This window comes from Dermabacter sp. HFH0086 (genome assembly GCF_000413375.1).
GTDB lineage: Bacteria > Actinomycetota > Actinomycetes > Actinomycetales > Dermabacteraceae > Dermabacter > Dermabacter hominis.
The window spans coordinates 866,487-878,608 of sequence record NZ_KE340308.1 but is presented as its reverse complement, the minus strand read 5'-3'; the positions used below and the strand labels follow the sequence as shown (position 1 = coordinate 878,608).

Sequence of the window (12,122 nt, the reverse complement as noted above, 5' to 3'; positions counted from 1 at the left end):
CGGGGCGCGCAGACGCCTACTGGCCCTGGGGCGGCTGCTGCTGACCCTGCGGGTCGTGCTGCCCGTAGCCGTAGGCCTGTTCGGGTGTGAATCCGGGCGCCTGAGGAGCACTCGGCTGACCCTGCCCGCTCGGCTGCTGGCCATACTGCGGAGCCTGGCTCTGCTGCGAATAGCCCTGCTGCGGAGCACTCGCCTGGCCCTGCGGGTAACCCTGCCCGCTCGGCTGCTGGCCGTACTGCGGAGCCTGGCTCTGCTGCGAATAACCCTGATGCGGAACACTCGGCTGACCCTGCGGGTAACCCTGCCCGCTCGGCTGCTGGCCGTACTGCGGAGCCTGATTCTGCTGCGGATAACCCTGCTGCGGGGCGCTGGTCTGTCCCTGCTGGGCCTGTTGCCCGAAGTTCTGCGTCTGGTTCTGCACGCTCGTCGCGAGGGCAGCGAAGTCAACCTTTTTCTGCTGCACCTCGGTTGCGGGATACTCCTCGTTCGCACCGTGCTGCTTGTGCACGAAACCGCCCACAACGGCGGGCACAAACGCTGAGTAGAACGGGGCGATAAAGCGGGAAATGACCTCGATCAGGATGCCCACGATTGCGGCGATGAACGGCGTCGCGAGGCTCACGCCCGCGTGCGCTTCGCCCTCGAAGTTCGCGAGGCCTGCAGATTCAAGCACGTCGCGTGCGCCGCTCGCGTCGTAGCTCGAGTTGAGAGTCGCGAAAATGATGCCGATGACGCTCAGCACGAAGAACATCGCGGGAAGTGCGGCCCACGAGGTCACGGTCGCGAGCGTGTTGCCCTGCACGCGGTGACGGGACTTCGCCCACACGCCCGCGAACACGAACATCAGGAGGAAAACGAACGGGATCGCGGGGACGATCATCCACCAGTGCGGGAGGGTGAACACCGAAACCATGTCGCCATCCTGGCTAATCAGGAGTCCAGCGTAGGGACCCAGACCGAAGGTGTAGTTCACAGGCGAGAAGGTCGCGAGGCCGAAGTAGGTGAAGAGCACCGTCAAGAGCGTTGCCGGGAGGGTGAGGACGAGCATCACGAGCATCTTGAGGCTGTCACCGAAGTGCCCCTCATTGATGGCAGCAATGAGCACAACGGCCACGGCGCACACGAGGCCAACGACGGCTGCTGTCGCGGCGTAGAGGAGTGCGAGCTTTGCCGCATCGAGGTATTCGCTCACGAGCGGCCACTTCTTCGGGAGGGCGCGAACGCTATAGCGACCCGCGACGAGCGCAAGGGTGAGAAGCACGAGAATTGCGAGGAACGGAAGGATGCCCGCGGCGTGCACGCTCATGTTCATCTCGTACTTCACGCCGTAGCTGTCGGCCTTCTCGCTCGCGCGCACGGCAAGCGCCCATGTGAGGAGGGTGGAAATGGTGGCCACGAGGAAGCTCGAGGCCGCCGCCTGGACCCAGATCGCAACTGCGCCTTCGTTCGGCTTGCGCTTCGCGATGAATCGACCCGCGAAGAAAGCGCCGCCGAGTACAGCCGCAAGAACGAGGAAGGGCACGAGCCCCAGACTCGAATACAGGGAGAAGGCCGCGTCTTCCTCCCCACCCAGGTTCCCCTTCACGGTGACGTGGCTCGTGTACGAGCCGAGGAATGCCATCGAAACTACCTGGAAGGGCGCGCCGAGGATATAGAGAAACTCTGGCGTGTCCGGCTTTATCTCACCGGCGACGGCCATTCCTGCGGGGCCGCCCTTCGGGTCAGGAATAATGCTCGGCGTGTCCAGCACCATCGAGCCGAGGAGAGGAAGTCCCACGACGATCGCGGCAACGATAAGCCCCGCCGCGTACGAGGCGAAAGCTGCGCCGAGCGTCGGCAACGGGTTGCCGATGAACGATGCGGCCTGGCCGAACTGTTTGCCGGGATGAGGAGCCTGCTGGCCGGGCTGACCTTGCTGGTTCTGCGGGGACTGCTGGAACTGCCCGTTGGGCGGGAAACTCTGCGAAGCCTGCTGGCTCTGCGGGAAGCCTTGCGGGGCGCCCTGCGGGGTGTACTGAGGCTGCTGGCCCTGCCCGCCTTGCTGGAATTGGGGCGCCTGGTACTGGGGCGCTTGGCTGGAGGCCTGGTGGGCGTTCGGCGCCGGCGGGGCCGACGGTGCCGAAGGCGGAAAATCAGGGTTAGCGCTTGAACCGGAACCCTGAGACGGTCCCTGATGCGGAGTGTTCGTCATGTCGTGTCCTTGCTCGTGGGCGCACACGCACGGTCACCGTGCGTCTGTAACGTGCATCATCGTACGGGACTTTCTACCCTGCGCGCAGCCCCTTGCGCCGCTCGCGCAGGTCGCGGAAGAAGCCGCGCAGCATCTGTGCGCATTCAATCTCGCGCACGCCAGTCGTGAGCCGCACGCGATGGTTGAGCCGTTCCTCGCGAACGAGATCGTAGAGCGATCCGGCAGCCCCGGCTTTCGGATCCATTGCGCCGACGACGAGGTGATCGATGCGAGCGAGGACAATCGCTCCCGCGCACATCGTGCAAGGTTCGAGGGTGACGGCGAGCGTGCAGCCGGTCAGGTTCCAGCGGCCGCGAACGCGGGCTGCTTCGCGCAGAGCGAGGATTTCGGCGTGCGCGGTTGGGTCTTCGTCCGCTTCCCGACGGTTGCCGGCGCTCGCAATGAGCCTTCCCTCTTCGTCGTACACGGCTGCGCCGATGGGAATGTCACGGCGCGGCGGCGTTGAGGCGGCGCGCGCTTCGTCGATCGCGGGCTGCATGAGCTGGTCCAATTCGGGAACCGGGTGTGTCATGCTCGCCTCGCTTTCAGTCTCGGGCCCTGGGGCCGCGGCGGATCGGCTCTCATCGTAATAGGCTGGCCTCATGCGCGTATTGAACATTGACCACCCGCTCGTTGCCCACAAACTCACCGTCCTCCGCGACAAGAACACCCCGAGTTCCGTTTTCCGCCAGCTCGCCGACGAGCTCGTCACTCTCCTCGCTTACGAGGCGACGCGCAATGTCGCCGTCGCACCCGCTGAGGTCGAGACGCCGGTCGCGACGACGATCGGCAGTAAGCTCACGGATCCAAAGCCCATGGTCGTGCCGATTCTCCGCGCGGGCCTCGGCATGCTCGATGGCATCACTCGCCTGCTGCCGACGGCCGAGGTGGGCTTCCTCGGCATGGTGCGCAACGATGAAACTCTCGAAGTCACCACGTACGCGAACCGCCTTCCCGACGACCTTACGGGCCGCCAGTGCTTCGTCGTCGACCCGATGCTCGCGACGGGCCACACCCTGATCGCGTCCGTGAACTACCTTCTCGAAAAGGGCGCGCGCGACATCACGTGTGTCACTCTCCTCTCGGCACCCGAGGGCATTGAGACCATGGAGCGCGAGCTCGACAAGAGCGCCAACATCACGGTCGTGACAGCGGCGATCGACGAAAAGCTCAACGAGAAGAACTACATCGTTCCCGGTCTTGGGGACGCGGGCGATCGACTCTTCGGGGTCGTCGACTAGGCCTCGCATTTTCCTTCCGCACGGCGCCGGCGCGGCGCGCGTTCACATGTGCTTCCTCCACCGAAGTGTTTCAGTATGTGAACGCCCACTTGCGCCGGCGCCATTCGTGTTTCACACTGGTGGCATGAATCTCCATGCCGCATCGAGCATCAGCGAGGGGACCGCTTCGGTCTCCCGTTTCATGATGCGCGGCATGATGATGGACATGGCGATGTCCATGATGCAGGGTCAGCCGCGCCTCTAAGCGCACTGCGGAAAGCCGGCTGACAGGAGCCGGCCACTGGGCGTGGGCTCCAGGTGCCCACCGGGAGCACGCCTCGCACGCGAGTTCATCTCACTCCCCCGCGAGATCCCGGATTCCCACTCTTTTCGCGCCGCGCGGCGCCGCATCCTGGAGAATCGCCATGACAGTTGCTGTTGATCGCCCCCTAACATCCACCTCGACCCGCACGGTGAGTATCACGCTCACCGTTGACCTGCCCGCCTCGAGCGACCCTCGTGAAGCGACGCTGCTCGCAGATTCGCTCCGCTCCCACGCCCTCACGCTCGCGACTGCCAAGGGTGGAACCGCGCGCGTTCAGGTGACGTCGGAATCTTCGCCTCGCCCCACCCGCTTCACGGCCGTGCCGGGCCAGAGCGCGAGCGCCTCCATCCCGCCGCGCCCCGCCGGCAAACCTCAGGCTCTCCGCCCACGCAAGGCCGGCGTCGTGTCGCCGAACGCTCCCGCCCGCCGCGATGCCGAGGCCGCGCGGCTGCGCCTGATCCAGTCGCGCCTCGTCAGCCCGGTGAGCGCGCCCGGGCCCGTGAGCGCTCTTAGCCCGGCGAGCCCTTCGCTTCCCGGGGGCGCTGCTGGCGCTCGCTCCGCTCAGCCGTCTCTTGTGATCGACCTCTACGGCCGACGCGTCAGGATCGACGGTGAGGATGTGGACCTCACTCATCGCGAGTTCGAACTGCTCGCGCATCTTGCCCGCAATGCTCGCTGCATCGTTTCGCGCGGCGAACTCATGAGCGAGGTGTGGAGCTCGGCGGGTAGCGATGCGGGTGAACGCACAGTTGACGTGCATATTCGCCGAGTGCGCAACAAGCTTGGCCGCTACCGGAAGCTCATTTCGACGGTGCGAGGCTCGGGTTACAGGCTTGAGCTCGGTAGCGACGTTGCGCTGCTCGGCGCGAGGTAACGGGAGCGCGGGCCAATCGATTAACACACGAACGGACCGGAGCGCGCACAAATGGGGCTCACGGTCCGTCCGCTGGCTCCGCGGGACAAAGGGGGGAGGTCCCTGCGGAGCGGCGATCGGGTTCGGGGGAACATCCGATCGCCAGGCCGCACGCGCAAGGGGGTGAGCGCTGTGCGGCAGCTATATTCCGGCACATGTGCCGCACCTGCGGCACCGGGGTGCCGCGGAGCGGGCAACGCCGGTACTCCAACTCTAAAACACTTTGCGGCAAATGTGAACCTCGTTAGTCCCTCCACATTCGAGTACTATCCACGGGCGGATTGGGGGCCGGCATCCACGTGCCATCCACCGTTTAAGGTCGGGCCGTTACGATGGGGAGCCAGGGCGCTCAACCGTCCTTGTCAGCATCCCCCATTTCCAGCGAGGACCTTCATGATTGCTCACGCACGTATCGTTTCGGCGAAGGACGCCACGATTCAGTTCGCCGATCGCGCCGAACGCATCGAAGGCGAGAGCAGGAACGAGGTGCGCACTGCGATCAAGCACGCCTTCGTCGCGGAAGCGCGAAAGCAGGAATCACCGATCGACGTCGTCATTTTCGACGGCCCGGCGACCCACAATCTTCGCGTCGAGCCCAATGGCCGGATCCAGCCACGCGAGGCGGATTCTCGGCCGCTTTACGCCTCAAGCGCGGCAATGCCTGCCGCTTCGGGCCAAAAGCGCGGGCGCCATTCGGCGCTGAGCGCCACGAGCCCGGCTTCCGGGAACGCCCCGCGACCCGCGAGCGCCTCCTCCCCCGGCTCCGCGAGCGCGGCCTCTGCTGCGGCCCTCGCCGACCTGCAAAAGCGGCTCGCGGCCGCCGAGGAGCGCCCGGCCGCCGATTCGATGTCCTCTCCCGAGGCCCTCAATGGCACGCGTCGCGCAGGTGGCGACGAGCTCACACCCTCCTCGACGGCACAACCGCACGAGCCCGTTGTGGCACCGAAGCGCGAGCTTCCCAAGGACGATCTGCCGACGCTCGATGACCTGCGTGCGGGCAACGACGCCCACCGCAAACCGGTCGCCACGCGAGGCTTCAACAAGTTCGTCCGCCAGGCCACCTTCGGTCTCATTAAGCCCGGCCCGGGGCGCGCGGAGCGCCGCGAACTCGATCAGATCGAGCGGATCCGCAAGCGGCTCGACGCGCCGAAGAACATCGCGGTCGTGAACCTCAAGGGCGGCGCCCACAAGACCACGAGCGTGCTCATGCTCGCCGCGACCCTCGGCATGTTCCGCGGCGGCAGCGTGCTCGCATGGGATAACAACGAGACGCGCGGCACCCTGGGCTGGCGCGGCATCCCTAGCGACCACCACCTCACGGCGCTCGACCTTCTCAATAACCTCGACCACTTCGCGGGCACGGATGCGCGCGTTGCCGATCTCGACAAGTACGTGCGCCCGCAAGGCAACATGAACTTCGACATCCTCGCCTCTGATGAGGATCCGGGATCAGCGGCGTCGATCGATGGTGATGCGTTCAATCGCCTCAACGACACGCTCTCGCGCTTCTACCGCATCAAGGTCGTGGACACGGGCAACAATGTTCGTGCCTCGAACTGGCTGGCTGCCGTCGAAGGCGCCGATCAGCTCGTGATCGTCTCGACGGTTCGAGAGGACACCTTCAACGCGGCAGCGTGGATGATCGATGAACTCCGCATGACGGGCCACAAGAAGCAGGTCGAGAACGCGGTCACAATCCTGTCGCACTCCTCGCGCGGGAAGATCGACCGCGTGCTCCGCAAACGCCTGCTGCATCACTTCGGCGCGCACACTCGTGCCGTGCTTGAGGTTCCGTTCGAGCCGCACTTCGTGGATGGCGGAAGCCTCGAGTGGGGCAAGCTCTCGAAGGAGACGCGTCAGGCGTGGATGAACGCAACCGCGACGGTAGCCGACGGACTCTGAGCACCACTGGAGCCCCGCACGCGACCCGCGAGGCTGACCTCCACTCGTGCACGCTCCACCTCCACGCTGATGCCTCGCTCGGCGTGAGCCTGTGGGCCCACGCGACCGACTCCGAGCGCCGCGCGAGCATCCTCGACGCACTCGAGCCCGCCCTCACCGCGCTCTCTCCCGAAGGCACGCGGCCCGCTGCGCTCGCACCACTTGGGGCGTGGCTCGCGCGGCCCATGCGCCACGTCATCGAGGTCGACTTTCGCGGCCGCCGCAGGAAGGTGCGCACGCTCGCGCTCGAAAGCACGCACCTCGCTGAGCTCACCACGGCTCTGCGCGCGCGCATCGCCCACCTCGCACGCACCTCGGCTACGCCGCGCGATGCGAGCGAAAGCGGGATCACGCAGCTCATGGACGAACTCGCTAAAGCGGGTCGCTCCCTCGATCTCGGCGAGGGGATCCTTCTCGCCCCCGAGACGCTCGCCGTCCTCAATCTCGATTCGCACGCGCGCCGCATCGTCGAGCGGCGCGACATCGTTCCCGGTCCTGAAAGCGCGCACGACACTTCTCGCGTGCGATGGCGCCTCGCCCCCGGTCTCGCGGTGGGCACCTCTCCCGCTCATCCCGCTCTCGAACACCTCGTCGACGCCCACGCGCGCGTGGCCTTCACGCGCCTGCGCACGGAACACGAACGGGCGGGAAAGCTCCCGGGCGCCGAGGAACTCGCGGGGCTCGACCCCGTGGGCGCGGCGCTCCTCGATGCTCTCGACGGCAGCGACGCGCTTCTTGCGCTCGACACCGTCAACGATCGCCGCGTGCGAAAAACTCTCGATGATTTCGCCCAATCGGCGCTCACCGGCGTCCTCTTGAGCGAGGCGCGGCCGCGGCTCACGGTGCGCGTGCGCGAGGCACAAAAGAAGGGGTACGACGCTGGCTCGGCGACCGTCGGACTCCGAGTGTTCTCCAGTGCCGCCCGCTGGCAGGTCGAGGTGTGCCTCGCGGAAACCTCGGGGCGCGTGCACCTGCTCGGCGACCTCGTCAACGCGGGCGACCTCACGAGTGTGGGAGCACTCGAACACGCCTCCCACGTGCACCGACTCTCCCCGACTCTCGCGGCGATCCACGCCGAGCCGGGAGGGCTCACGTGGAACCTCTCCACAAAGGAGCTTTCGCGCTTCCTCACCGACGATGCGGTCGTGCTCGAAACCGAGGGCATCGTGGTGATGCTTCCGCGTGAATGGACGAAGCAGCCCGTGAGCGTGGTCGCGAAGGTGGCGACGCCGCAGGAGGATCCCGAGAATCGCCCCACAAAGTCGGTGGGACTCTCGGGTGCCATGGCGTCGTTTGAGTTCTCGGTCGCCGTCGGGGAATCGATGCTGAGCCCCGAAGAGCTCGAGGAACTCCTCGAAGAGCAGCGCGAACTGGTGAACATCCGCGGGCAGTGGGTGCGCCTCGATTCCTCGACGCTCCGTGCCGCGACGGCCTTCCTCGCGGGCGCCCGCCGCGCCGCCGCAACGCAACCGCGCGATGACGGGCACGAGAAACTCTCCGACGTTCAGTTCCGAAGCCTGCTCGCGCACGAGGACCTGAGCGATCTGAATCTGCGCGTCGAGGCCACGAGCGCCAATGGGGACGAACTCCTTTTCGGCGCCGATAAAGTCTCCGTACCGGCCCTGCCCGCGCCGCGTACGCTCAAGGCGACGCTCCGCCCCTATCAAAAGCGCGGCCTCGATTGGCTCACGTTCCTCGACTCTCGCGGCCTCGGCGGGATCCTCGCCGACGACATGGGCCTCGGCAAAACGATGCAGGTCCTCGCGTTCCTCGCGCGCGAACGCGAGAAGCTCCCCCAGATCGGGCCCACGCTTCTCGTGTGTCCCATGTCGGTCCTCGGTAGCTGGCAGCGCGAGGCTGAGCGCTGGCTCCCCAGCCTCGACGTGCACATCCACCACGGCCCCGATCGACTCCACGGCGAGGCGTTCCGCGAGCGCTCTCGCGCTTCCCACCTCACGCTCACGACCTACGCGCTCGTCGCACGCGACTTCGATGACCTCGCCTCCGCGAAGTTCCACCGCGTGATCCTCGACGAGGCGCAGCACGTCAAGAATCACGACACCGGCGTCACGCAGGCCGTCAAGGCCCTGCCCGAGGGGCGGCGGCTTGCTCTCACGGGCACGCCCGTCGAGAACGACCTCACGGATCTCCACTCGATCCTCTCGATCACAACGCCGGGGCTGCTGCCGAGCGAGGCCGCCTTCAAGGAGCGATTCGTCAAGCCCATCAACGAGGGCAACCAGGCCGTGCAGGAACGCTTAAGTCTTGTGACGCGCCCCTTCATCCTGCGGCGCGTCAAAACGGATCGAAGCATCATCTCGGATCTTCCCGACAAGCGCGAGGAGCGCGAGCTCGTCAATATCACCGAAGAGCAGGCGGGGCTCTACAAGGCGCTCGTCGAGGACATGACGAAAGAGCTCGAGCAGCTCGCAAAAGTTTCTGACCCCCTCGCCCGCGACCGCCGGCGCCGCACGATCGTGAGCACCACGATCATGAAAATGAAGCAGGTCCTCGGGCATCCCGCGCATTTTCTCGGCGACGGCTCGCCCCTCCTGGATGCCGCTGGCGAGCACAGAAGCGGAAAGCTTGAGCGGCTCGACACGATCCTCGAATCTGTCGTCGCGAGCGGCGAGAAGGCCCTCATTTTCACGCAGTTCACGGCGTTTGCCCCCACGATGCTCGAGCATTGGAACAACACGTTCGGGATTCGCGTGCCGTTCCTCCACGGTGGAATCTCGAAGGCCGAGCGCGACGAGATGGTGCGCGAGTTCCAGAACTCCCCCGGCACCCCGGGGGCGATGCTCCTTTCGCTCCGCGCAGGCGGCACCGGCATCACTCTCACGGCCGCGAATCACGTGATCCACCTGGATCGTTGGTGGAATCCGGCCGTCGAAAACCAGGCCACCGACCGCGCCTTCCGCATCGGCCAAACGCGGGACGTTTCCGTCCACAAGCTCATCTCGATCGGAACGATCGAGGAGAAGATCGACGATGTGCTGCGCACCAAGCTCGAGCTCGCAGAGCACACCGTCCGCTCCGGCGAAGGCTGGCTCACGGAACTCAGCAATGAGAAACTCGCCGAGATCGTCGCTCTCGGCGACGCGCGGAAGGACAGACGCCCATGAGCATCGAGATGACCTCAAAGCGTGGTGCGATCGGCGAAAGCTTCCTCGCGACCGAGTTTCTCGCACGGGCCGAGGTGCAGCTCGGCCGCACGCGGCTCGCGGCCGGTAAGCGCCTCGCGCGCGCGGGCGCCGTCCAATGGCTCGACATGACGCCCGGGCACGTGAAGGCAGAGGTCACCGCAGCGATCGACGGCACGCTCACCCATCCGCAACTCGACTTCGGGCCGCGTCTGCCTCACGACATCGAGGCTCTCGCCGCGCGTGCCAAGCGCGACCCGCACGAGATCCTTGCCGTGCTCGCAGGCACCTACGACATCGCCGACGAACGCACCCTCGATCGCGAAGGCCTCTCCCTCCTCCCGAGCGCGGAGTTGCCCCTGTCCTTCGGCTGCACGTGCCTGCGCTGGCCCGACGTGTGCGAGCACGTGTGGGCGCTCGCCGTCGCCTTCACCGAGCACATCGACCGGGCGCCGGCGGATTACCTTGCCCTTCTGGGGTTGGACGTGGAGAGGCTTCACCTCACAAAAGCAGCGTCCGACGCTCCCCCGGCAACCGTCGGACCAGATCCCCACGTGGAAACTCGCACCCGTTTTGATCCCGCGCGGCTCGAGTCCGGGATACTGGTGAGAGCAATGGGCGAAGAGGCAGCGGCTCTCGTGGCCGCGTTCTACGCTGAAGCACAAAGAGGCGGCGACGTGCCGCACACCGAGACGAAAGGACGGGGCCAGGGCGATGGCTCACGAGCTGACACAGGAGACGATTGACGCCGTCGCGGCGATTTTTGACAAGGCTGTCGCGGAGCACCGCATGGCGGGCGTCGCGTGGGGCATTGCGTCGGGCGGTGAGGTGCTCGCCTCGGGTGGCGCGGGCTCGAGCGCGCTCGTGGCCGGCGAAAGGGCCGAGGGGGCATTCACGCCTCGCGTCGATTCAATCTCGCGCATTGCGTCGATGACGAAGTCGTTCACGGCCGCGACGATCCTCGCGCTTCGTGACGAGGGCAAGCTACGCCTCGACGACCCGATCGCGACTTACGTTCCTGCCGCCGCGCACATCGGGTCCTTTAGCGAGGATTCCCCCGCCCTCACACTTCGTCACGCCCTCACGATGTCGGCCGGCTTCGTGACCGATAACCCGTGGGGCGATAGGCAGGAGTCGATGAGCACCGACGAGTTCGATGAATACATCGCCGGCGGCCTCTCGCTCATCGCCGAACCCGGCTGCGGATTCGAATACTCCAATACCGGCTTTGTGCTCCTCGGGCGCGTGATCGACGAGGTCACGGGCGTGAGCTTCCGCGACGAAATTCGCCGCCGCTTCATCGATCCGCTCGGGATGAAGGACACGGTGTTCTCGCTCGCGGAGATGACCGATGACCAGCGCTCGCGCGTGCTCACGGGTCACCGCGTGGGCGATGGTGAGGGCGCGACGCGCTTCGAAGAGGTCGATTTCGACACTCCCGGCGCCTTCGGCGCGATGGCGGGGCTCTTCTCAACCGTCGCCGACGTCGCAAAGTGGACGGCGTTCCTCGCCGAGGTGGGCGTGCATGGCGCCGATGGCATCAGCGACGACTCGCGCGCGATGCTCTCGCCGGCTTCGCGCCGCGAAATGCAGGAGATCCACCGCATCCAGGAGTGGCCGGTTCTCGAGGATGGAAACGGTTTCGGTCGCGTTCGCGGCTACGGCTACGGTCTCGTCGTCGAGAAATTCCCGAAGCTAGGGGACGTCGTCTCGCACTCGGGTGGATACCCGGGCTACGGCTCGTACATGGTGTGGCTGCGCGGCACGGGCCTGACCGTGATCGCCCTCGCGAACTCCAAGTACGCGCCCGCGATCCCCTGCTCCCTCGACGCGCTCGAGGCGATCCGCACCCACCAGGCCGAACTCGTCGAAGCTCCGAAGCGTGAACTCGCGCCCACCACGCGCGACGCCCTCGAGAAGGCTCTCGCGTGGCTGCGCGACGTCGAGCTCGAAGGCCAGCCGACGACCCTCGTGCCGAGCGGCTCGGCGCGCACCGTGCTCGCAAACCGCGCCGAGCAGGGCGTGAGCGAGGAAAGCGACCCGCTTCTCGCGCTGTTTGCGACCAACATGGATCAGGACGTCTCGCGCGCCGAACGCGTGCGTCTGCGTGACGCAGCCCTGCGGATCGCCGGCCTCGGCCGCGCCGACCTCACGCTCGAGAAGGCGGCGAGTCTGAAGGTGCTTTCACCGTTCCAAGCGGTGTGCACGTTCGAGGGCGAAAGCGGGAAGGTCCTCATCGACCTGCTCATGGATCCGCGCAAGAACTCCCAGATCCAGGCGCTCAACATCAAGGGCGAGTCGAAGGACAAGGGCGAGGCCTCGGGCGCCGCACCCATCGGAATCTGAGCCT

Annotated in this window: 8 protein-coding genes; 6 read left to right on the top strand and 2 right to left on the bottom strand. The window is 66.3% G+C overall.

Annotation, left to right across the window (positions count from 1 at the left end; genetic code table 11):
- Window positions 1–16 precede the first annotated feature (16 nt).
- Together HMPREF1484_RS10875 and HMPREF1484_RS03795 are read right to left on the bottom strand one after the other, a co-directional pair.
- Window positions 17–2,191, bottom strand: coding sequence for a hypothetical protein (locus tag HMPREF1484_RS10875; protein ID WP_016663701.1), 2,175 nt, complete (start codon window positions 2,189–2,191; stop codon window positions 17–19).
- A gap of 73 nt (window positions 2,192–2,264) precedes the next feature.
- Window positions 2,265–2,762: a nucleoside deaminase gene (locus HMPREF1484_RS03795; RefSeq protein WP_016663700.1), complete on the bottom strand. Its 498-nt coding sequence runs from the start codon at window positions 2,760–2,762 to the stop codon at window positions 2,265–2,267.
- Between the two features lie 70 nt (window positions 2,763–2,832).
- Here HMPREF1484_RS03795 and upp point away from each other — a divergent pair, with 70 nt between their 5' ends.
- The 6 genes from upp to HMPREF1484_RS03765 all read left to right on the top strand — a co-directional run bounded on the left by upp (window position 2,833) and on the right by HMPREF1484_RS03765 (window position 12,118).
- The gene (gene upp / locus HMPREF1484_RS03790; RefSeq protein WP_016663699.1) at window positions 2,833–3,471 is read left to right on the top strand and encodes a uracil phosphoribosyltransferase; all 639 of its coding nucleotides are present in this window, start codon (window positions 2,833–2,835) and stop codon (window positions 3,469–3,471) included.
- Window positions 3,472–3,875: 404 nt separating this feature from the next.
- Window positions 3,876–4,649: a winged helix-turn-helix domain-containing protein gene (locus HMPREF1484_RS03785; protein ID WP_016663698.1), complete on the top strand. Its 774-nt coding sequence runs from the start codon at window positions 3,876–3,878 to the stop codon at window positions 4,647–4,649.
- 432 nt (window positions 4,650–5,081) lie between these two features.
- Window positions 5,082–6,590 carry a hypothetical protein gene (locus tag HMPREF1484_RS03780; protein WP_016663697.1) on the top strand — a complete coding sequence of 503 codons (1,509 nt, stop codon included), beginning with the start codon at window positions 5,082–5,084 and terminating at the stop codon, window positions 6,588–6,590.
- On the top strand, window positions 6,551–9,754 hold the full coding sequence (locus tag HMPREF1484_RS10870) for a DEAD/DEAH box helicase (protein WP_016663696.1): 3,204 nt from the start codon (window positions 6,551–6,553) through the stop codon (window positions 9,752–9,754). The genes HMPREF1484_RS03780 and HMPREF1484_RS10870 overlap by 40 nt, the downstream gene beginning before the upstream one ends.
- Complete coding sequence (locus HMPREF1484_RS03770) at window positions 9,751–10,518, top strand: hypothetical protein (protein WP_016663695.1); 768 nt, start codon at window positions 9,751–9,753, stop codon at window positions 10,516–10,518. Before HMPREF1484_RS10870 ends, HMPREF1484_RS03770 begins: the two co-directional genes overlap by 4 nt.
- Window positions 10,487–12,118, top strand: coding sequence for a serine hydrolase (locus tag HMPREF1484_RS03765; RefSeq protein WP_016663694.1), 1,632 nt, complete (start codon window positions 10,487–10,489; stop codon window positions 12,116–12,118). The genes HMPREF1484_RS03770 and HMPREF1484_RS03765 overlap by 32 nt, the downstream gene beginning before the upstream one ends.
- The last annotated feature ends 4 nt before the right edge of the window (window positions 12,119–12,122 follow it).

Excerpts from the sequence above, each read along its gene's own strand:
- HMPREF1484_RS10875 (WP_016663701.1), bottom strand. The coding sequence starts at position 2,191 with ATGACGAACACTCCGCATCAGGGACCGTCTCAGGGTTCCGGTTCAAGC.
- HMPREF1484_RS03780 (WP_016663697.1), top strand. The coding sequence starts at position 5,082 with ATGATTGCTCACGCACGTATCGTTTCGGCGAAGGACGCCACGATTCAG.
- HMPREF1484_RS03765 (WP_016663694.1), top strand. The coding sequence starts at position 10,487 with ATGGCTCACGAGCTGACACAGGAGACGATTGACGCCGTCGCGGCGATT.
- upp (WP_016663699.1), top strand. The coding sequence starts at position 2,833 with ATGCGCGTATTGAACATTGACCACCCGCTCGTTGCCCACAAACTCACC.
- HMPREF1484_RS03770 (WP_016663695.1), top strand. The coding sequence starts at position 9,751 with ATGAGCATCGAGATGACCTCAAAGCGTGGTGCGATCGGCGAAAGCTTC.
- HMPREF1484_RS03785 (WP_016663698.1), top strand. The coding sequence starts at position 3,876 with ATGACAGTTGCTGTTGATCGCCCCCTAACATCCACCTCGACCCGCACG.
- HMPREF1484_RS03795 (WP_016663700.1), bottom strand. The coding sequence starts at position 2,762 with ATGACACACCCGGTTCCCGAATTGGACCAGCTCATGCAGCCCGCGATC.